Consider the following 21,205-nt stretch of genomic DNA (forward strand, 5'->3'; position numbering starts at 1 on the left):
AGCGTGTTACCCGCCGTCGCCGGGGCCGTCCTTCAGGGCAGTCTCGGCGGCGGCTTTTTGCACCACGGCCTCCAGTTCGTCCGAGGTGAGCAGTTCCCGGTGCAGGTGCTTGGTGCGGTAGCCGGCCCGGCCCACCATGTGCGCGGACACGGGCACCGTGAGCAGCTGGAAGATCCACGCCACCACCAGGACCGGCCACACCCACCAGGTGCGCATCTGCAGCCCGATGGCGGCCAGCAGCAGGAACAGTCCCAGCACCTGGGGCTTCGTGGCGGCATGCATCCGGCTGAGCAGGTCCGGGAAGCGCAGCAGGCCAACGGCTGCGCCGAGGGACATGAGTGCCCCGACCACCATGAACACCGCGGAGACGGCGTCAATCCAGGCATCGGGTCCGGAGAAGTCAGGATTCATCAGGCTTCACCCTCCGGTCGGCCACGAACCTGGCCACGGTCACGGATCCGATGAATCCGATGATGGAAATGGCCACCACCAGCATGAGGTTGTGGAGGTGGCGGTTCACGGCCATGTCAATGCACAGGGCCCCGGCAAGGATGGCCAGCAGCACATCCGCTGCCAGCACCCGGTCGAGCAGCGACGGGCCCCTGGCAATCCTGATGATGGCGCCGGCCGCTGCCAGCGAGAAGATCACGGCTGTAACAGCCAGGACAACCTGCATCACGCGGCGGCCTCCAATCGGACGGCTTCAAGTTCTTCCGGCGTGCCCATGATGCGGATCAGGCCCGCCTCAATGGACCGGACCTCGTTCCGGAGGCCCTCCACATCTTCCTTGGACGTGATGTTGAGCGCGTGCAGGTACAGGGTGGATGTCGAGCGGTCCACCTCCACCACCAGGGAGCCGGGGATAAGCGAGATGACATGCCCGGTGGCGGTGACGATCAGGTCCTGGTGGCTGCGGAGCGTGACCGCCACGACGGCGTTGGTCACCTTGGGGCCGCGGACGGTGGCCAGGTAGAGGACCTGGGCGCTGGCCACCACCACTTTGCCCAGGAAGGCCAGGGCAAAGGGCACGGCGTACAGGATGTTGAACCGGCCGCCGAGCTCCACGGGCGGAAGGTAGAAAAGCCTTGCCACGCCCACCGCCAGGAGGGCTCCAAACAGGAGGTTCCCGGCGCTGAAATCCTGCCAAAGCGCGCCCCAGACGATCACCAGCCAGACCAGGAGCGGCAGTTCCTGGCGCAGCGAAATGCGTTTCCGGCTCATCGCGTGCCTCCCCCGCCGACAGGCGCCGGAACCTGGACGTCACTGCCCAGGACCGACTGGATGTACGGGGCACGGTCCAGCATGTCCCGCGCGGCCCGGTCGGAAAGCCCGAACAGCGGCCCGGCGAAGACCGTCAGGGCCACGCCGAGCACCACCAGTCCCGCGGTGGAACCCACCATGGTCCGCGGCAGGAGGGTCACCGTGTTGAGCTTGGCCCCGGGCCCGGAAATCCGCGCCGATGCCGGCGCGAGGAGAACGGGGTCGGGGTGTTCGGCGTCGGTGGGCCTGCGCCAGAAGGCGCGGTTCCAGACCCTGGCGACGGCCAGCAGCGTCAGCAGGCTGGTCACCACCCCGCCGACCACCAGCGCGTAGGCCAGCGGTGTGCCGAGTTCAATGCCCGCCTGGATCAGCCCCACCTTGCCCAAGAAGCCGGAGAACGGCGGAATGCCCGCGAGGTTCATCCCGGGGATGAAGAACAGCAGCGCCAGCATGGGCGACAACTTGGCCAGTCCGCCCAGCCGGTCCACGGAGGAGCTGCCGCCGCGGCGTTCGATAAGGCCGGTGACCAGGAAGAGGCTGGTCTGGATGGTGATGTGGTGGGCCACATAGAAGACCGCCGCCGCGAGGCCTACCGCAGAGGACATCGCCAGCCCGAAGACCATGTAGCCGATGTGGCTGACCAGGGTGAAGGACAGGAGCCGCTTGATGTCGCTTTGGGCCAGGGCACCGAGGATGCCCACCACCATCGTCAGCAGTGCCACCACCATCAGCGGCGTGTTGAGGGTGTCGCCGGGGAACAGGAGCGTCTCGGTCCGGACCATGGCATAGACACCCACCTTCGTCAGCAGGCCGGCGAACACCGCGGTGACGGGAGCCGGTGCGGTGGGGTACGAGTCCGGGAGCCAGAAGGACAGCGGGAACACGGCGGCCTTGATGCCAAACGCCACCAGCAGCATGACGTGCAGCAGGGTCCTGGTGCCCTGGTCCAGCTCGCCGAGTTTGATGGCCAGGTCGGCCATGTTGACGGTTCCGGTGGCCCCGTAGACCATGGCGATTGCGATCAGGAACAGGACCGAGGACACCACGGACACCACCACATATGTGACGCCGGCCCGGATGCGGGGACCCGTCCCGCCCAGGGTCATCAGCACATAGCTTGCGGTGAGCAGGATCTCGAATCCGACGTAGAGGTTGAAGAGGTCCCCGGAAAGGAAGGCGTTGGACACCCCTGCCACCAGGATCAGGTACGTGGGGTGGAAGATCGAGACCGGGGCGTCGTGGTCACCGTCTGCCATGCCCTGCCCGGTGGCGTACACCAGCACGGCCAGGCTCACCGCGGAGGACACCACCAGCATCAGCGAGGAGAACTGGTCCACCACCATGACAATGCCCCACGGCGGGAGCCAGCCGCCGATGGTCACGGCGGCGGTCCCGCTGTTCCACGCCGAGGCGAGCAAAAGGCATTCGAGCGCCAGGGTCAGCGACAGCAGGGCGATGCTCACCGCGCGCTGGGCCCGGGAGTGCCGGATCAGCAGGAAGGTGAGGGCGGCACCCAGGATGGGAAGTACGACGGCGAGCGGGGCCAGGCTGGCGATGTTCACTGTCCGCCTCCTTCCGGGTTGGGGTCGACGTTGAGGGAGCCGGGTTGTTCTTCCGCGGCGGCGTGTTCGGCAGGCATCTCCCGGCCGCCCGCCACCACCGTGGCCACGGGCCGTTCGGTTTCCCGGTCCGCCCCGGTTCCGGAACCTGCATGGTTGGAGACGTCCCGGCCATCCGTGCCCAGCATGGTGAGCGGAAATTCGGAGGTTTCCGCGGGGACCTCGGCGTCGTCCTCGGCATCGAAGCTTGGGGTTGCTGCCACCCTGCGGTCTTCCACGTCGTCCTGGATCTCGTCCTGGCGTGCCAGGACCCAGGTCCGGTAGATGATGCCGAGCATGAACGCCGTGACCGCGAAGGAGATAACGATCGACGTCAGGATCAGTGCCTGCGGCAGGGGATCGTTGTAGTCCTGCGCGGGCGTGTCCTTGGTGAAGAGCGGGGCGAGGCCTGCGTAACCGCCGGTGGCCAGGATCAGCAGGTTGGTGGCGTTGGCCAGGAGCATCAGCCCCAGCAGCACCCGGGTGAGGCTGCGTTCCAGGATCAGGTAGATGCCGCACGCGTACAGGGCGCCCATGACGATCGGCAGGGTCAGGTTCACGCTCATGCGGTGCCCTTCGCGGTGGTTTCGGCGGGGACGTCGTCCGGCTCCAGCGCCGGTTCCACATCGCGTTCGGCCTCCGGTTCCGGTGGCTGGCGGCGGTCCTCGTCCGGCTCGTCGTGGTGGGCGGAGGCGGACCGTTCCTCCATGTGCTCGTCGATCTCCGCCCCCAGGCTGCGCAGCACGTCCAGCACCAGGCCCACCACCACTGTGTAGACGCCAATGTCGAAGATGGTGGAGGTGACGAATTTGATGTCGCCGAATACCGGCAGCCAGAGCTGGATGATGGCTGACTGGAACACCTGGCCGCCCAGCAGCAGGGGCATCACGCCGGAGGCGGCGCCCAGCGCCAGGCCCGTGCCCAGCAGTGCGCCGGCACTGAGCGGCGCGGCCTCGCGCAGTTCGAAGCGGCCGCCGGCCAGGTAGCGGATGGTCAGGGCCAGGCCGGCGGTGAGGCCGCCGGCGAAGCCGCCGCCGGGCAGGTTGTGGCCGGCCAGCAGGAGGTAGAGCGAGAAGATGATCATCGAGTGGAAGATCAGCCGGGTGACCACCTCGAAGATGATGGAGCGGCGCTCCGGGGCCAGCGTGCGGCCGGCCACGATCCAGGCGTCGCGGGCGGAGGCCGCGAATTTCCGGCTGACGGCCAGAGCCGCGCCGTCCCGGGATCCGGGATCCACGCCGTGGTGGCGGCCCACGGTGCCCTCGGCCACCGCCGCGGACCGCTGCAGGCGGTCGCCCCGGCCGCGCACGAAAATGAGGCTGGCAACACCGGTGGCAGCGAGGGCCAGGACACTGATCTCGCCGAAGGTGTCCCAGGCCCGGATGTCCACCAGGGTCACGTTGACCACGTTGAGCCCGCCGCCCCCTTCGTAGGCGAGCTGCGGAAACTGGAGGGAGACGGGGATGGCGGTGCGGGCACCCATCGCGAAAATCGCGGCAAACACCATGGTCACACCGAACCCCAGCCCGATGATCACGCGCAGCACCCGGTATCTGCCGCCGGTACGGTCCCGCAGTTCTGGCGGCAGGCTCCGCATGGCCAGCACGAACGCCACCAGGATGATGGTCTCCACGAGCATTTGGGTCAGCGCCAGGTCCGGCGCGCCCTGCAGGGCGAAGACCAGCGCGATGCCGTAGCCGGTCACCGACACCATGAGCACGGCAAGGAAGCGTTTGTTCGCCCTCACTGCGGCCAGGGCGCCGATGACGATGCCCACCCCTGCCACAAGCTGCAGCGGGGAATTCGGGTCCACCAGGTAGATGTCCTCCGGCAGGGCATTGCCGCCCAGCAGGATCGCAGCGAGCGGCAGGACGAACGCCACACTGAGGATCACGGCGAGGTAGTAATACAGGGAACCACGCTGGGTGCGTCCGGTAAGCCAGACGGCAATGTCGTCCAGGGCGCCAATGGTCAACTGGTACGCGCGGTCCCCGTCCACCCAGCCGGGCACCAGGGACTGGGCACGGGCCACGGCGTTGCGGCCAAAATACATTGCCAGGCCCAGGGCGAAAGTGAGGGCCGTCAGGCCTAGCGCAGGAGTGATCCCATGCCACAGCGCAAGGTGGCCTGCTTGCTCTGCCGGGGTGCCGGCGTCGGGCGCTGTGGACGCGAACAGCGCGGCGTACGGCTGGATCCACGCATCCACCGGCGCCGGCCAGAGCCCGTAGGCGATGGTGAGCAGTGTCAGGACTGCGGGAGCGGCCAGGAAGGAGGGCCGGATGGCTTTGAACGGGGTGGGATCCACGCCGCGTTTTTCGGCAAAGGCGCCCCACATGAAACGGGCGCTGTAGGCGAACGTCAGGATCGACCCCACCACCACACCGGCCAGCACCACCATGCCCCACGGGCCGGACCTCAGGTCCCCGGCGTGGTGCACGAACGCTTCCAGCACTGACTCCTTGGCCACGAAGCCGCCCAGCAGCGGTACGCCCGCCATGGACGCGGCGCCGATGGCAGCCACGATCCCCAGCGCACGGGAGGAACGGAAGACGCCGGAAAGCTTGCGCACGTCGCGGGTTCCGGACTGGTGGTCGATGATGCCCACCACCAGGAACAGCGTCGCCTTGAACAGGCCGTGGGCCAGCAGCATGGCCAGGCCCGCCAGTGCGGCGTCGGGTGTTCCCAGCCCCACCACCATGGTGAGGAAGCCCAGCTGGCTGACGGTGCCGTAGGCAAGGATCAGCTTGATGTCGGTCTGCCGCAGCGCCCGGTAACCGCCCACCAGCATGGTGGCCAGGCCAAGTCCCAGCACCACGGGCTGCCAGTAGGCCGTTTCGGCGAACCCCGGCGCGAGCCGCGCCACCAGGTAGATGCCTGCCTTGACCATCGCGGCGGCGTGCAGGTAGGCGCTCACGGGGGTGGGTGCGGCCATGGCGCCGGGGAGCCAGAAGTGGAACGGGACCAGCGCGGACTTGGTGATGGCACCCACCAGGATGAGTACGACGGCGGCGCTCACCATGGCGCCCGACGTTCCCGTCGCCAGGGCGGCGGCTTGGTCAAGGATGCCGGAGATGCGGTAGGTGCCGGCTGCGTAGCCGAGCATGATCAGGCCCACCAGCATCGCCAGGCCGCCGGCGGTGGTGACCATCAGCGCCTGGAGTGCGGAACGCCGGGCGGCCAGCCTGGTCCGGGCAAAACCGATCAGCAGGTAGGACAGGATGGTGGTCAGTTCCCAGAAGATGAACAGCAGCAGCAGGTCATCGGCGGTGACCAGGCCGAACATGGCACCGGCGAACGCCAGCAACTGGGCGCCGAACCCGCCAAGGTCCTGGCCCTTCCGTTTGAAGTACCGCGCGCAGTAAACCAGCACCAGCGCCCCCACCCCGAGCACCAGCAGGGACATTACCCAGGCCAGGGCGTCCATCCGGAACGCCAGTTCCAGGTGGAGGCTGGGAATCCATTCGACAACCTCGGCCACGGCGCCGGGCCCCGAGTAAATGGGATTGTGCTGGAACATCAGCCACGCAAACGAAAGCGCCGGAACGGCCGCCAGCGCGTAGAAGGCGTTGCGGCCCCAGAGCCTGAAGAGGAAGGGCGCGAGGACAGCCACCGAAAAGTGCACGGCAAGGACTGTGATCACTGTATTCTCCGCAACGTCAGGGATTCGATTGTCAAAAGTTGGAGCAGGCGGCAAAAAGTAAGGTCCGGGAGGGGCCAGTTTACCAAGGCGCATCCGGGTGCAGCCCCGGCCGGGGCGGTGCAACTACGCGGAATCCCCGGCCTCGCGGGCCCGTGGTCCGCAGGGTGTTCGCCACGGGCGGATACGATGCATCGTATGAACAGCGCCAGCGCTCAGGGGGCAATGCAGCCTGCCTCTGAACTCGAAGCCGGAACCCAGTCCTCCAGCAGGGGCCGCGTGCTGGCCTGGGCATCCTGGGACTGGGGCTCGGCGGCCTTCAACGCGGTGATGACCACGTTCGTCTTCACCGTCTACCTGACGTCCAGTGCTTTCGGCGGTGAGGACAAAGCCTCGGCAGTCCTGGGTGCGGCGCTGGCCGTCGGCGGCTTTGCCATCGCACTGCTGGCACCCGTGACGGGCCAGCGCTCCGACGCGGGCGGCAGGCGGAAGCTGTGGCTGGGAGTGAACTCGGCCGCCGTCGCCATCCTCACGGCGCTGTGCTTCTTCGTGTTCCCGCGCCCGGAGTTCCTGCTGCTCGGCGCCTCGCTGATCGCCCTGGGGAATGTGTTCTTCGAATTCGCCGGCGTCAACTACAACGCCATGCTTGCCCAGGTCTCCACGCCGCAGAACATCGGCAAGGTCAGCGGCTTCGGCTGGGGTGCCGGCTATCTCGGCGGGATCGTGGCGCTTCTGATCGTCCTGCAGCTGTTCGTCCAGCCGGCCTTCGACTGGTTCGGCTCGTCAACGGCGGACAGCCTGAACATCAGGCTGGTGGCCGTCTTCTCAGCACTCTGGTTCTTTGTCTTCGCCCTCCCTGTGCTGTTCGCCGTTCCCGAAGTACCCCGCTCGGCGCAGGCCGCCCGGCTGGGATTCATTGCCAGCTACGGACTGCTCTTCCGGCGGATCAAGGCGATCTACGCCACCAGCCCGCACACCATCTACTTCCTGCTGGCCAGCGCGGTGTTCCGCGACGGGCTCGCCGCGGTCTTCACGTTCGGCGGCATCATCGCGGCCGGCACATTTGGGTTTGCCCTGCCGCAGGTCATCTTCTTCGCCATCTTCGGGAACGTGGTTGCCGCCACCGGCGCGGTCATCGGCGGGTTCCTGGACGACAAGGCAGGCCCCAAAGCCGTCATTACGGGCTCCCTGCTGGGGCTTCTGGCAGCCGGGACCGCGATCCTGGTCCTCGGTAACGGGAACTATTCCTTCTTCGGCATGCAATGGGCCGGCAGCACCACGTTCTGGGTGTTCGGGCTGTTCCTGTGCCTGTTCGTCGGGCCGGCCCAGTCCTCCTCCCGCGCCTACCTGGCACGGCTCGCGCCGCACGGCGAGTCCGGCGAGCTGTTTGGCCTCTACGCCACCACCGGCCGGGCTGTCAGCTTCCTGGCACCGGCGCTGTTTACGCTCTGCATTACCGTGGCCACTCCGCTGGTCCCGGCCGGAGAGGCACAGCGGTGGGGAATCCTGGGCATCATGGTGGTCCTGCTGGCAGGGCTCCTGGTGCTGCTGCCGGTAAAGCCGCCGGCGAGGGCACCCATTGCGGTGGTTCCCGCAGCGTGAAACGGCTCCCCCGGCGTCCTGTTCCAGGCCCACCCGGGAGTTGCCAGGCAGACTAGGCTGGACCCATGAACGTTGACGAAACGAACCTTCCCGGCCTGGGCCGCCGGAAGGATTTCATGACCGCTTCCGGACGCCGCATCGGCGTAGTGGAGCGGCGGGAGGGCCAGACGGAACTCATCGTTTCCACCTGGGATGATCCCGATACCTGCGAGGCCTCGATTCCGCTGACCAGCGACGAAGCCGCCACGCTGGGCAACCTCCTGGGCGGCACGCACCTGGCCATGAAGCTCGCGGAAGAGCACAAGGATGTTCCGGGCATCGTCACCCGGCAGTTCTCCATCGCGGCCGACTCCCCGTTCCAGAACCAGCCCATGGGCAAGGCGTGCATCCGCACCCGGTGCGGGGTATCGATCGTGGCCATCATGCGCGAGGGCGAAGTGCTGCCGTCGCCGGGACCCGACGCTGTCCTCCATGCCGGCGACCTGCTGGTGGCAGTTGGCACCCAGGAAGGCCTCGACTCAGCGGCCGAGATCCTGCGCCACGGGTAACCCCCATGGACCCGCTGGCCCTGACCCTCATTGAACTGGGGGCCGTTGTGTTCTGCCTCGGCCTGTTGGCCAGGCTGGCCGGACGGATCGGAATGTCACCCATCCCGCTCTACCTCCTGGGCGGGCTGGCATTCGGGGCAGGCGGCATCATCAAACTCGAGGGCATGCACGAGTTCGCGCACCTTTCCGGCGAGATCGGCGTCATCCTGCTCCTTCTGATGCTCGGTTTGGAATATACGGCGGCAGAGCTCTTCACCGGCCTGCGCCGCTCGTGGCAGGCCGGCGTCCTGGACCTCGTCCTGAACTTCCTGCCCGGCGCCGGGCTGGCCCTGCTTTTGGGCTGGGGCGGCGTGGGCGCCATGGTCATGGGCGGGGTCACCTACATCTCCTCGTCCGGCATTGCCGCGAAGGTCATCACTGACTTGGGCCGGCTTGGAAACCGCGAAACGCCGGTGGTGCTCTCGATCCTGGTGTTCGAGGACCTGGCCATGGCCGTCTACCTGCCCATCCTCACTGCCACCTTGGCGGGGGTGAGTTTCCTGGGCGGACTCACCGCGGTGGGCATCGCGCTGGCGGTGGTCACGATGGTCCTCATGGTGGCGCTGCGGCATGGCCACCACGTTTCCAAGGCCGTGCACAGCGAAAACTCCGAGGTGTTCCTGCTGAACGTCCTCGGGGCCGCCCTGCTGGTGGCCGGAGCCGCATCTGCCATGCAGGTCTCGGCGGCAGTGGGCGCTTTCATGCTTGGCATCGCGATCTCAGGCTCCACGGCGCACAACGCCACCCGGATCCTTGAACCGCTGCGCGACCTGTTTGCCGCCATCTTTTTCGTGGCGTTCGGGCTCAACACGGACCCGTCATCCATTCCGCCGGTCCTGGGCTGGGCGCTGGTCCTTGCCGTGGCCACGGCAGCAACCAAAATGCTCACCGGGATCTGGGCTGCGAAACGGGCGGGAATTGCCCGGCCCGGCCGGTTCCGCGCCGGCGCCGCACTGGTTGCCCGGGGCGAATTCTCCATCGTCATTGCAGGGCTGGCCGTTGCCTCGGGCGTCGTTCCCCGTGAGCTTGCCGCCCTTGCCACGGCGTATGTGCTGCTCATGGCGGTGATGGGCCCGCTGGCCGCGCGATACGTGGAACCGTTGGCCGCGCCGTTCATCCGGAGGCCGGCCCCGGCCCCGCAGCTCTAGGCCTTCCTGGATCTGCTCCTGCCGGGAGCGCGGCTGCAGCCGGAGGCCGCGGCTGCACCGGGAGGGCCGTGGGGTGGCGCTAGATGCTGGTGCGGTGGAAATTCAGGTGGCTGCGGCTGGCCGTGGGACCGCGCTGGCCCTGGTAGCGGTTGCCATAGTCGCCTTGGCCGTACGGGAATTCCGCCGCTGAACTGAGGCGGAAGAAGCAGAGCTGTCCGATCTTCATGCCGGGCCAGAGCTTGATGGGCAGGGTGGCCATGTTGGAGAGCTCAAGGGTGACGTGGCCGGAAAACCCGGGGTCGATGAAGCCTGCCGTGGAGTGCGTCAGCAGGCCCAGCCGGCCCAACGAGGACTTGCCTTCCAGGCGGGCTGCAATATCGTCAGGCAACGTCACCGTTTCGTAGGTGGAGCCCAGGACGAACTCCCCGGGGTGCAGGATGAAGGCTTCGTCCTGCTCCACTTCCACCAGGCGGGTCAGCTCGGGCTGCTCCTGTGCCGGATCAATGTGCGCGTACTTGTGGTTGTCGAACAACCGGAAGAATTTGTCGATCCGGACATCCACGGACGATGGCTGGACCATCGCCGGATCGTACGGTTGCAGCACGATCCGCTCGGAATCAATTTCGGCACGAATGTCGCGGTCAGAGATCAGCACCGTCCCAAATTACCGTATCGGTTATCCACAGCTGCATTTTCCCGTTGTTGCTGTGGCCTGGTGGGGCTAATGTTGCGAATGAAGCCGCCGGAATGGTCTCCCGGATGGCGTAACAGAGCTGGGGATGTTGTGAATAAATTGGTGGCACCGTCTTTTATTGGCGTGCTGTGTGCGTTGGCGCTGGTCTCGTCGAACGCCGCCGCACCTCCCGCGCCGCTGCAGTCCCGCCATGCGGCGGCAGCCGGCATCACGCTGGAGGCCCCCATCGTCCGCGGCGGCGCCGCACATTACGCGGGAGACGGTATCCCCGGGAGCCTCACTCCCGCCATCGATCCGGACATCCGCGTGGCGTCACCCCTGTCCGGGCCCACTGCAACGGCGGCCCCATCCCCCGCCACGGCCGCCGCGCCCACGCCGACCGCAACCGCCTCTGCTCCGGCCACGGCTTCCACCGGCGACGCCGCTTATTCCGCCGAAACGCTGACGACGCCCACCACTGCCATCACCGGGCCGGTGCCGCAGACTGCGTCCATTCCGCCCCTGTGGGCACCGGACCAGGAACTCGCATCCCCTTCAGCCAGCCAGCCTGCCGCTTCCGAACCGGCCGCAACACTTCCTGCCACCGAGGCCCTGATCCCGGACAGCAACGCTGCCGCCATCCTCACCGTCTTCACCAAGATCAACGAGTATCGGGTGGCCAACGGCCTGAACAAGGTGAAGTACCACCCCACGGTTGCCGGATTGGCCCAGGACTGGTCCGACAACATCGCCACCCGCGAGGTGATCGAGCACCGGGCAAGTTTCTGGACCGACCCCCGCGCCCTGAGCCCCAACAACGGCGCCGGTGAGGTCATCGCCATCCGGACCGACCGCGACGCCGCGCAGCTCGTGGAGTGGTGGAAGGGCTCGCCCGGGCACAATGCCATGCTCCTCGATCCACGGTTCAACGTGATGGGCATCGGCATCTCCTACACCAACTCCACGTACCAGATCTGGGGAGTGGTGGACTTCTTCGGTTACACCACGCTGCCGGCAGGTACTGTCGAGTCCCCGGGCGGCGCCAGCTCGGGCGGCGGTGCCTTCCCCGCACCGGCGCCTAGCATTTGTGATGCACCCGTCAAGCACATGCCGCCCACCCTGAACCTTGCAGCCGCCGCAATCACGGGCCCCGCCGACCTCGTGTCCGTCGACTCTGCCGGCCAGCTGCTGGACAGGGCGTCCACAGGTCCCCGTACCTACGCCCCTGCCAAAATCATCAGTTCGGGATTCAGTGGCGCCAAGGAAATCTTCGTCACCGACTGGGACCGCGACGGCACGTACGACCTCCTCACCCAGTGGACCGGCGGCAACCTGACCCTGCACCGCGGCATCGCCGGCGGAGGATTCCAGGCCCCCATCACCCTCGGAACCGGCGGATGGAACACCCTGACCCTGGCGGTTGGCGGCTGGTGCGCCAACAACCGGATGCCCCAGATCCTGGCCCTGGACACAGCAGGGAACCTCTACCTCTACGGCAATAAGGGCACCGGCGACATCGCAGAGCGCGTCACCGTCGCCACGGGGGTCTACGCCACCCGGCTCGCCATGGTGGACTACGACGCCGATGGCTTCCAGGACGTCCTGGCCCTCAAGTCCGACGGCAGCGTCCAGCTGTACCGCGGATGGGGCACCACCGCGCTCCGCGCTGAGGCCCGCCCCACCGTCGCCACCGGATGGACAGACGTAACGGGAATCCGGGCCCTGCGCAACGCCACCGCCCTCAACTCCACCGGGGTGGCACTCCGCCGGGCCAACGACGTGGTGCAGTACTGGGACCTGAGCGCAGGAAGCCTCGCATCGCCGTCGAACCTTGCCGGGCCTTGGACGGGGCAGCGGCTGGCCCAGTGATCACACCGCGGGCTGGAGTTCCAGCACGTCCTTGAGCCGCTCCAGCTGGGCAACGTCGGAGCTGACCCGGCGCTGCAGCATTCCGTCCAGCAAACCGAGCCGGCTGAGGAAGCTGAAGCGTCCCTGGCGTTCCGCTTCCATGGCGAAACGGACCCTGGTGCCGGTTTCTTCGCTGCTGAGGTAGTAACCGCCCCAGCGGGTGGCCGGCCCGGAAACGATGTGGAATTCGATCTCGGCGCCGGGCCGTACGTTGGTGATCTCCAGCTCCGCCGGGATGCTCAGCCCTGAGCGGCCGGCCACCATTTTCCGGTAGACCGCGCCCTTGGACCCGGCAGGACCCCGTACAAGATTCACGCTCCGGACATCGTTGCGCCAGGCCGGAAGATTGGTGGGGTCAAGGAGGTACTGGTACACGGCCATGGCGTCCCGCTCTATGAGGACCTCGTGCTCTGCGATTGCCATGAAGTAGTTCCTGTGGTTGACGTGGGCTGCCGCAATAGCTGCCTCCCCCAACGCGGCCGCTACCCGGATTAGGTTAGCCAGCGCCCAACACGGGGACCTAGCCGGCAGCGCCGACGTTATTGAAGAGTTACTGGATGACGTCCCCCTGGCAGGACACGCAGCCTCCGCCTGCCAGGTTGGCGGGGAGCGCACGGATCTGCGCTAAGCTAAGTTCTGCCCCGCGCGAGCGGCGGCGCTGCGGCTGTAGCTCAATGGTAGAGCGCTAGCTTCCCAAGCTTGATACGCGGGTTCGATTCCCGTCAGCCGCTCCACGTTCTCCCCCGGCCCAGGCGGCCCACCACCCCGGCGATGATTAGGTGCACGGGTGTACTGTCAGTAGTCAGGAACCTCTTCGGTTCCGCTACAGGAGCAACCATGGCTGACAAGTCCCCGCGTCAAACGGCATCAAAAAAGTCCGGCAAGTCCATCAAGGAAAAGCGCGCTGAGAAGAAGGCCGCCGCGGCGCCGGCCAGCTCCCTGGACATCACGTCAACCAAGGCCGCCAAGAAGAAGTGAGTGGCCAACAGACCCGGCTGAGCCTGGGCGTCCTGGCCTCCACGCGCAAACCGGACGAGCGCCGCGTACCGATCCATCCCCTGCACTTCGAACGGATCGCCCCCGCGCTCCGGGAACGCATCATCCTGGAGCGGGGCTACGGCGAACGTTTCGGTGTCGCGGACAGCCACCTCTCCACGCTGGTGGGACGCATGGCGGGCAGGGACGAGCTGCTGGCGGCGGCCGACGTCGTCCTCCTGCCCAAACCGCAGCCGGAGGACCTCGCCGACATGCGTGACGGCCAGATCCTCTGGGGCTGGCCGCACTGTGTCCAGGACCGCGCCATTACCCAGCTGGCCATTGACAAGAAACTGACCCTTATCGCCTTCGAGGCCATGAACCACTGGGCAAGCGACGGCGGCTTCGGGCTTCACGTGTTCCACAAGAACAACGAGCTTGCCGGCTACTGCTCGGTCCTGCATGCCCTTGCACTGACCGGTTCCACGGGGGACTACGGGCGGCGCCTGAGCGCCGTCGTGATCGGTTTCGGAGCCACCGCCCGCGGGGCCGTCACTGCACTGAACGCGCACGGCATCCACGACGTCCAGGTGCTTACCAACCGGGGCGTCGCCGCGGTGGGGGCACCCATCCATTCGGTGAACATCGTGCAGTTTGACCACGACGCCGAAGCCCCCTTCCTGAGCCAGGTCATCACCGAACGGGGCCGGGTTCCGCTGGCGCCGTTCCTCGCCGAAAGCGACATCGTGGTCAACTGCACCCTGCAGGACCCTAACAATCCGCTGACCTACCTGCGGAGCGGGGACCTCGCGGCCTTCAGCCCCGGCAGCCTCATTGTTGATGTCTCCTGCGATGACGGCATGGGCTTCAGCTGGGCGCGGTCCACCACGTTTGCCGAACCGATGTTCACCGTGGGTGACCACATCAACTACTACGCGGTGGACCACAGCCCGTCGTACCTCTGGAATTCCTCCAGCTGGGAAATCAGCCAGGCCCTGCAGCCGTTCCTTGAAATCGTGATGGGCGGACCGGCCGCGTGGGAAGGCAACGACACGATTGCGCGTGCCATCGAAATACGCGACGGAGTGGTCCGCAACGAGGCGGTGCTGCGGTTCCAGGAGCGGGGCCGGGAGTATCCGCACCCGGCCCTGCACCCGGCAACCGTTTAAAGCGGCGGACCCTCAGGCCCCCGCGTGCCGGCTGACGATCCTCAGCGGGCGGCGGCCCTTGAGGTCCATCCGAAGCTGCAACCCGCCCTTGCGGGCCAGGATGGCAGCGACCGTGAGGGCCGCCAGGGCGGGGACGCCGCCGGACACCAGCAGGGCGGCATGCGGATCAGCGTGCTCCGCGATCCAGCCCAGCATGGGTCCGCCCAGCGCCTGGCCGCCGATCAGCACCATGATGTACAGGCTCATCACCCGGCCCCGGATTCCCATGTTGGAGCTGACCTGCACCAGCTGGTTGGAGCCGGTCAGGAACATGAGGCACCAGAAGCCGGACAGCACCATCACGGCCCCAAACCACACCAGGGACGGGGCCAGGACCGCAAGGCACAGCATCAGGCCGTACATCCCGGCGCAGAACACCACGGACCTTAGGCGCAGCTGCCGACGGCGGGTCGACGCCACGGCTCCGGACAGCGCGCCCAGTGCCACCAGGGCATTGAGGAGCCCGTACCCGCCGGCGCCGACCTTGAAGACGTGGTCCGCGAAGGCGGCCAGCAGCACCGGCAGGCTCATGGCGAAGACGGAGATGAAGCCGGCCATCAGCCACGGCCAATAAATGGTGGGCTTGCTTAAGGCGTAACGCAGCCCCTCCCGGAGCATGCCCTTGCTCTTGGGCGTGGGGGCGCTGACGAACAGCTGGTCCTTGCGCAGCACCAGGAGCATCGCCACCGTGGAACAGCAGGCCACCGCGTTGGCTGCGAAAGCCCAGCCGGCCCCCACCGCCGTCAGGAGCAGGCCGGCGAGGGCGGGGCCGATCAGGCCGCCGAGCTGGAAGGTGGTGGAGTTGACGCTGATGGCATTCCGCAGATACGTCGGGCCGACCAGCTCGTTGACGAACACCTGGCGCGCAGGCTGGTCAAGCACGGTCACCAGGCCCAGGACCAGGGCAATGGCGTAGACATGCCACACCATGATGACGCCGGTCAGGGCCAGGACAGCGAGGGTGGCGGCCAGGATTGCGGCAATGCTCTGGCAGAGGATGAGGACCTTCCGCTTGGCGAACCGGTCGGCGATCATGCCGCCCCAGGGGCCGAGCAGCAGGGACGGCAGGAACTGCAGCGCCACGGTAATCCCCACGGCCGTCACGGAGCCCGAGAGCTGCAGCACCAGCCAGTCCTGGGCAATCCGCTGCATCCAGATGGCGATGACGGCGATGAAGTGGCCCGCGGCAAAGATCCGGAAGTTGGGCACTCTGAGTGAGATGAAAGTGTGCTTCCAGGGGAGCCGTTCGGCGACGACGGGAAGGGGCTGGGTCTGGTTGCCGGGCGGCGGTGATCCCGCCGCGTCGATGACTGGTTGGGAGACGGAAGCCGACGAAGGCGGTGGGGGTGCCACAGGAGTGTCCTCAAAATTGCGTGCGGGCTGGGATGTCCTTAACGGTAGGCTGGCGGAGCCGATTATGGAGCTGTATGGTCCCTATAACTCGTATTGCAAAACGCAATAGGGCGGCCGCGTAAAGGGGCCGGGCCGAAAAGACAGTGGAGTCCCTGATGTTCGAACCAGCGCAGTTGCGCTCCTTCCTTGCGGTGGCGGATACGCTCAGCTTCACCAAAGCCGCTGAACGCCTGGGCTTGGCCCAGCCCACCATCAGCCAGCACATCCGCAAGCTCGAAGCGGCCGCAAAGCGCAGCCTCATTACCCGTGACACCCGCGACGTCCGGCTCACCGACAACGGTGATGCCATGGCAGGGTTCGCCCGGACCATCCTGTCAGCACATGACGCCGCGGCCCGTTACTTCTCCGGTTCGGCGATGCGCGGGCGCCTCAGGTTCGGCACCGCGGACGACCTCGCCATCACCGGGCTGCCCAGGATCCTCCGGGAGTTCCGGCAGATCTACCCCCAGATCAACCTGGAACTGACCGTGGGGCAAAGCGACCAGCTGTACCGCAAGCTCAACGCCGGCCAACTGGACCTTGTCTTCGTGAAATGGGTGGCCGGCGCGAAGGACGGCACGGTGGTCCAGCACGATTCGTTCTCCTGGGTGGGCCTGGAACAGACCGTGCTGGAGCAGGGGATGCCTGTTCCGCTGATCGCCTACCCGGCACCCAGCCTCAGCCGGAAACTGGCCATCGATGCGCTGGAGGCCCACGGCAGGACCTGGCGTATCACCTGCACCACGCGGCAGATCAGCGGTGTCCTGGCTGCGGTCCGGGCAGGCATCGGGGTGGCGGTCATGCCGACGTCGCTGGTTCCCGAAGACCTCAAGATCATCACGCGCCGGTTCGATCTTCCGCCCGTCGGGGACGTGGACTTCACCCTGATCCGCAACCCGCTGGCCAACGCCGAGGTCATCGACGCCCTCACCCAATCCATCGTGGGCCGGACCATTAACCGCCAAACTTAACTCTCCAAGCAGGCAATTTCCAGCATTTAGGTAAGTTAGGGGACCCGTGTCCATTGATAGGGGAATCGGCATCCCCTATGCTGGGTTTCCAAGGTCAAGCAGCAGGCCAGTTCACCCAAACAAGCGCATATCCGCCTGCCGGAAAACCGCTTGGGACAGGCAGCCAATGACGACAGCCAGGAACATCCACCCCGGTTCTGCGCACGCACGCCCGTACTCCACAGCACGGCCGTCCACCCGTCAGAACACCCTCGGAACCGGACACGCCTCAGTAGACTCCGGCTACGTGGGGAAACCCACCTGCGACAAGTGCCGTACGGACGAGTTCGTCTACCTCGAGTCGTACATTCCGCCCACCTACCGGCGTGACGGAACGGTGGCCACACTGGGCGAAGTGGCCTACACCTGCACCCGCTGCGAAGATTTCTCGGCCCACAGCGTCCCGGTCACCTGGACGCCGCCGGGTTGGTACCTGGGCTAGCAGCCGGGCTGTCCAAAGAACGACAAAGAGACCGGTGGCTGGGCTTGCTGCAAGCCCAGCCACCGGTCTCTTTTATGCCGTGCCGTTGGATCAGATCAGCGCATCGGACAGGTGGTTCGGGGTGCCGAACCGGTGCGCGGTGATACTGACGGCCTGCTCGTGCAGGAACGGCAGCAGTTCCACGCGCCCGGCCTCGGTGACCGGGTGGGCGTAGATGGCCAGGTCGGGCCGGCCTCCTGTGGCATCGGCAAGGGCGGCAGCGTCACCGCCGATGAGCCGGATCCTGCCTCCCGACAGCTTGCCTGCGTCGGCGAGGCGTCCCGCGGCAGCCAGCCAGCCGGCGTCGGACTCCACCGTCACGTCGATGTCCTGCGCGGTGAGCACGGAGCGCAGCTGGGCGGGGAGTTCGACGGCGGTGGACACGGTGAGTGCCGAACCCGCCAGCACGCCTGCCGCCACGGTCCGGATCAGGTCCGCCAGCGGCGCCCCTTCGGAGAGGCGGATGGTGACGGGCAGATTGCGGTAGCGGAAGATGTTGCGCTCGGCGCTCAGCCCGGAGACGTCCTTGGCGGTGCCGAACTCCTCAGCCCATGCCTCGGCGTCGGATGCCAGGGCCCGCTGGACGGACTCGAGTTCGACGGGCTGCAGTGCGGAGCCGGCCGCGTTGAGGATGCGCCGGACAGCCGGGTGGCTGACGGCGGCGGTGGCGGTGCTGCGGGCAGGGGTCCAGTCCCCCAGGCCGGCGAGGTAGTTGGGTCCGCCGGCCTTGGTGCCGGCACCAACAGCGGACTTCTTCCAGCCGCCGAACGGCTGGCGCTGCACGATGGCCCCGGTGATGCCGCGGTTCACGTACAGGTTTCCGGCCTGGATGCCCTCCAGCCAGATGCCGAGCTCCTCGGAGTTGAGCGAGTGCAGTCCGGCGGTGAGGCCGTACTCGATCTGGTTCTGGATGGCGATGGCCTCTTCCAGGGTTTCCGCGGTCATGACGCCCAGGACGGGGCCGAAGAACTCGGTCAGGTGGAAGTAGGAGCCGCGCCTGACGCCGTAGCGCACGCCCGGGCTCCACAGCCGGCCGGTGTCATCCAGCTTCTTCGGTTCAACCGCCCAGCTCTCGCCGTCGCCCAGCGTGGTAAGCGCGTTCAGGAGCTTGCCGTGGGCGGGTTCGATGATCGGGCCCATCTGGCTGGTCGGGTCCTGCGGGTAGCCCACCTTGAGCGAAGTGACGGCGTCGATCAGCTGGTTGTGGAACCGCTTGGACTTGGCCACCGAGCCCACCAGGATTACCAGCGAGGCAGCGGAGCACTTCTGGCCGGCGTGTCCGAACGCGGAATAGGCCACGTCCTTGGCCGCAAGGTCGAGGTCGGCGCTGGGGGTGACGATGATGGCGTTCTTGCCGCTGGTCTCGGCCAGCAGCGGCAGGTCCTTGCGGAAGGACCGGAACAGCTCTGCGGTTTCGTAGCCGCCGGTGAGGATCACGCGGTCAACGGCAGGGTGGGAGATCAGCTGCTGGCCCAGCTCGCGTTCGCCCAGCTGCACCATGGTGAGCACGCCCTTGGGCACGCCGGCTTCCCAGAGGGCCTCCACCATGACGGCGCCGCTGCGGGCGGCCTGCTTGGCGGGCTTGATGACGACGGCGGAGCCGGCGGCGAGTGCCGCGAGGGTGGACCCGGCGGGGATGGCGACCGGGAAATTCCACGGCGGAGTGACGACGGTGAGCTTGGCAGGGACGAAGGTGGCGCCGTCGACCGTGTCCAGCTTGCGCGCGGACTCGGCGTAGTAGTGCGCGAAGTCCACTGCTTCGCTCACTTCGGGGTCGCCCTGGTCGATGGTCTTGCCGGTTTCACTGGCCATGACCTCCAGGAGGTCGGCGCGGCGGGCCTCGAGGATTTCGCCGGCGCGGTGCAGGATTTCTGCACGTTCGTCGCCGGAGAGTTCGCCCCAGGCCTTGCCCTTGTCCACGGCGTTGGCGATGGCGCTGTTGAGCTTTTCCTCGTCGTTGATGAAGGCGGCCTTCACGGCTGCATCCCCCAGGGTGGAGGACGGGACGCGCTCCAGAATGGCACGGCCCCACGTACGGTTGGCGGGCAGGGCGGGGTCGGTGTCCGGGGTGTTCCGGAAGCCGGTGTGCGGCATGGGCTCAGGGGGCAGGTTCCGGTCCTGGCGGCGGTTGGGCAGCGGCACGCTGTTGTCCAGGGCTTCCAGGGAGGCGAGGAAGCGCTGCTTTTCGCGCTCGAAGAGTCCTTCGTTTTCGCTCAGTTCGAAGACGGCGGACATGAAGTTTTCCTGGCTGGCGCCCTCTTCCAGGCGGCGGATCAGGTAGGCGATGGCGACATCGAACTCGGACGGGTGCACCACGGGGGTGTACAGCAGCAGGGACCCGACGTCCTTCTTGACGGCTTCGGCCTGGCCCTGCGCCATGCCGAGCAGCATCTCGAATTCGACGCCGGACTCCACGCCGCGCTGCTTGGCCAGCAGCCAGGCGAAAGCGATGTCAAAGAGGTTGTGGCCGGCGACGCCGATCCTGATGTTCCTGATGCGTTCGGGGTGCAGTGAGTAGTTAATGACGCTCTTGTAGCTGGTATCGGAATCCTGCTTGGAGCCCCAGGTGGCCAGCGGCCAGTCGTGGAGGGAGGCTTCCACCTGTTCCATGGGCAGGTTGGCGCCCTTGACCACGCGGACCTTAATACCGGCACCGCCGTTGGCGCGTCGTCCGGCCGCCCAGTCCTGCAGGCGCATCATCGCGGACAGCGCGTCCGGGAGGTAGGCCTGGAGCACGATGCCGGCCTCGAGGTTCTTGAATTCGGGCTTGTCCAGGATCCGGGTGAAGACCGCGATGGTCATGTCCAGGTCCTTGTACTCCTCCATGTCCAGGTTGATGAACTTGGCTTTCTTACCGGGGCCGGCGAAGGAAGCTGCACGCTGGAACAGCGGCGTGAGCTTTTCGACGACGTGTTCCACGGCTTCGTCGAACGCCCAGGCGGAGTGTGGGGCCACCGTGGAGGAGACCTTGATGGAGACGTAGTCGACGTCGGGACGGGCCAGCAGCGCGTGCGTGCCTTCGAGCCGGCGGGAGGCCTCGTGCTCGCCGAGGACGGCCTCGCCGAGGAGGTTGACGTTGAGCTTGATGCCGTCCTTTTTGATCTTGGCGATGGCAGGACCCAGCTTGGCGTCCGTGGCGTCAACGATCAGGTGGCCCACCATTTCGCGGAGCACCTTGCGGGCGATGGGGATGACCACCTGGGGCAGGACCGGGGCCATGGTGCCGCCAAGCGCCACGGCGCTGCGCATGTACCAGGGCAGGAAGGCCGGAACCTTGGGGGCCAGCTTGGCCAGGTTGCGGGCGGCGACGTTCCGGTCTTCGGGGCGGACCACGCCGTCCACGAAGCCGACGGTGAACTCAAGGCCGTTGGGGTCCTTCAGGACGCCGGCAAGCTGCTGGGCGGATGCGTCCACGGGAACCTTGGATGCCTCGGTCAGCCAGCGGCGGACCAGGGCGATCGCCTCATCGGCCAGGGCCTTGGCCTGGGGGACGTCGACGTCGACTTTCTGCGGTGCCGCGCCGGCGTTCAGTACCGGTTCCGTTGCAACGTGGGTCATTGTTTTCCCGTACTTTCTCTGGGTTGGGAGGAGGTCTTTCCACCAGTATGAGCTTCCGCTCACATAAGATAAAGCGATCTTTTCCAACCAATACAGGTTAGGAAAACCAATGTTTTGCGCACCTCTCAACGCCCCATCACCTCCCGCCCCCAAACCGCCAACGCCCCA

Annotated in this window: 18 protein-coding genes and 1 tRNA gene; 9 read left to right on the top strand and 10 right to left on the bottom strand. The window is 66.9% G+C overall.

The genetic code is table 11. The features are described from left to right. Nucleotides 1-6: 6 nt before the first annotated feature. The 6 genes from mnhG to PUN71_RS16470 are packed head-to-tail and all read right to left on the bottom strand — an operon-like array spanning nt 7 to nt 6,498. Nucleotides 7-411: a monovalent cation/H(+) antiporter subunit G gene (gene mnhG / locus PUN71_RS16445; RefSeq protein WP_277799287.1), complete on the bottom strand. Its 405-nt coding sequence runs from the start codon at nt 409-411 to the stop codon at nt 7-9. Further along, entirely contained in the window at nt 401-676 is a 276-nt protein-coding gene (locus PUN71_RS16450; protein WP_430929413.1) for an MrpF/PhaF family protein, read from the bottom strand. The genes mnhG and PUN71_RS16450 overlap by 11 nt, the downstream gene beginning before the upstream one ends. Further along, nucleotides 676-1,221, bottom strand: a complete 546-nt coding sequence (locus tag PUN71_RS16455) for a Na+/H+ antiporter subunit E (protein WP_277799288.1) — start codon at nt 1,219-1,221, stop codon at nt 676-678. The genes PUN71_RS16450 and PUN71_RS16455 overlap by 1 nt, the downstream gene beginning before the upstream one ends. Continuing rightward, on the bottom strand, nt 1,218-2,822 hold the full coding sequence (locus PUN71_RS16460) for a Na+/H+ antiporter subunit D (protein WP_277799289.1): 1,605 nt from the start codon (nt 2,820-2,822) through the stop codon (nt 1,218-1,220). Before PUN71_RS16460 ends, PUN71_RS16455 begins: the two co-directional genes overlap by 4 nt. After that, complete coding sequence (locus PUN71_RS16465; RefSeq protein WP_277799290.1) at nt 2,819-3,424, bottom strand: Na(+)/H(+) antiporter subunit C; 606 nt, start codon at nt 3,422-3,424, stop codon at nt 2,819-2,821. The genes PUN71_RS16460 and PUN71_RS16465 overlap by 4 nt, the downstream gene beginning before the upstream one ends. Then, a complete protein-coding gene (locus PUN71_RS16470; protein ID WP_277799291.1) occupies nt 3,421-6,498 on the bottom strand; it encodes a Na+/H+ antiporter subunit A in 3,078 nt (1,025 codons plus the stop codon). Before PUN71_RS16470 ends, PUN71_RS16465 begins: the two co-directional genes overlap by 4 nt. Nucleotides 6,499-6,693: 195 nt before the next feature. On the opposite strand from PUN71_RS16470, the gene PUN71_RS16475 reads away from it, so the two are divergent. From PUN71_RS16475 to PUN71_RS16485, 3 genes are all read left to right on the top strand, one after another. Then, the gene (locus PUN71_RS16475) at nt 6,694-8,097 is read left to right on the top strand and encodes an MFS transporter (protein WP_277799292.1); all 1,404 of its coding nucleotides are present in this window, start codon (nt 6,694-6,696) and stop codon (nt 8,095-8,097) included. Between the two features lie 65 nt (nt 8,098-8,162). After that, complete coding sequence (locus tag PUN71_RS16480) at nt 8,163-8,645, top strand: cation:proton antiporter regulatory subunit (protein ID WP_277799293.1); 483 nt, start codon at nt 8,163-8,165, stop codon at nt 8,643-8,645. Between the two features lie 5 nt (nt 8,646-8,650). Further along, nucleotides 8,651-9,832, top strand: a complete 1,182-nt coding sequence (locus tag PUN71_RS16485; protein ID WP_043453724.1) for a cation:proton antiporter — start codon at nt 8,651-8,653, stop codon at nt 9,830-9,832. 79 nt (nt 9,833-9,911) lie between these two features. Here the strand turns inward: PUN71_RS16485 and dcd are convergent, their stop codons facing one another. Beyond that, nucleotides 9,912-10,487, bottom strand: coding sequence for a dCTP deaminase (gene dcd, locus PUN71_RS16490; RefSeq protein ID WP_043453726.1), 576 nt, complete (start codon nt 10,485-10,487; stop codon nt 9,912-9,914). 78 nt (nt 10,488-10,565) lie between these two features. Between dcd and PUN71_RS16495 the strand changes: the two genes are divergently transcribed. After that, nucleotides 10,566-12,374, top strand: coding sequence for a CAP domain-containing protein (locus tag PUN71_RS16495; protein WP_277799329.1), 1,809 nt, complete (start codon nt 10,566-10,568; stop codon nt 12,372-12,374). On the opposite strand, the gene PUN71_RS16500 is transcribed toward PUN71_RS16495, so the two are convergent. Beyond that, a complete protein-coding gene (locus PUN71_RS16500) occupies nt 12,375-12,836 on the bottom strand; it encodes an SRPBCC family protein (RefSeq protein WP_277799294.1) in 462 nt (153 codons plus the stop codon). A 237-nt stretch (nt 12,837-13,073) separates the two neighbouring features. Between PUN71_RS16500 and PUN71_RS16505 the strand changes: the two genes are divergently transcribed. The 3 genes from PUN71_RS16505 to PUN71_RS16515 all read left to right on the top strand — a co-directional run bounded on the left by PUN71_RS16505 (nt 13,074) and on the right by PUN71_RS16515 (nt 14,557). Continuing rightward, nucleotides 13,074-13,147, top strand: a tRNA-Gly gene (locus PUN71_RS16505). Nucleotides 13,148-13,250: 103 nt separating this feature from the next. Then, nucleotides 13,251-13,391 carry a hypothetical protein gene (locus PUN71_RS16510; RefSeq protein ID WP_167562169.1) on the top strand — a complete coding sequence of 47 codons (141 nt, stop codon included), beginning with the start codon at nt 13,251-13,253 and terminating at the stop codon, nt 13,389-13,391. Further along, on the top strand, nt 13,388-14,557 hold the full coding sequence (locus tag PUN71_RS16515; RefSeq protein ID WP_277799295.1) for a N(5)-(carboxyethyl)ornithine synthase: 1,170 nt from the start codon (nt 13,388-13,390) through the stop codon (nt 14,555-14,557). Before PUN71_RS16510 ends, PUN71_RS16515 begins: the two co-directional genes overlap by 4 nt. Before the next feature lie 12 nt (nt 14,558-14,569). Here PUN71_RS16515 and PUN71_RS16520 read toward each other — a convergent pair whose 3' ends face one another. Further along, nucleotides 14,570-15,949, bottom strand: a complete 1,380-nt coding sequence (locus PUN71_RS16520; RefSeq protein WP_277799296.1) for an MFS transporter — start codon at nt 15,947-15,949, stop codon at nt 14,570-14,572. 155 nt (nt 15,950-16,104) lie between these two features. Between PUN71_RS16520 and PUN71_RS16525 the strand changes: the two genes are divergently transcribed. Beyond that, entirely contained in the window at nt 16,105-16,959 is an 855-nt protein-coding gene (locus PUN71_RS16525; protein WP_110545360.1) for a LysR substrate-binding domain-containing protein, read from the top strand. 166 nt (nt 16,960-17,125) lie between these two features. Further along, entirely contained in the window at nt 17,126-17,440 is a 315-nt protein-coding gene (locus tag PUN71_RS16530) for a hypothetical protein (RefSeq protein WP_043453738.1), read from the top strand. 90 nt (nt 17,441-17,530) lie between these two features. On the opposite strand, the gene PUN71_RS16535 is transcribed toward PUN71_RS16530, so the two are convergent. After that, on the bottom strand, nt 17,531-21,037 hold the full coding sequence (locus tag PUN71_RS16535; protein ID WP_277799297.1) for a bifunctional proline dehydrogenase/L-glutamate gamma-semialdehyde dehydrogenase: 3,507 nt from the start codon (nt 21,035-21,037) through the stop codon (nt 17,531-17,533). Between the last annotated feature and the right edge of the window lie 168 nt (nt 21,038-21,205).

Source organism: Arthrobacter sp. NQ7, from assembly GCF_029581595.2.
In the GTDB taxonomy this organism is placed as follows: Bacteria; Actinomycetota; Actinomycetes; order Actinomycetales; family Micrococcaceae; genus Arthrobacter; species Arthrobacter phenanthrenivorans_B.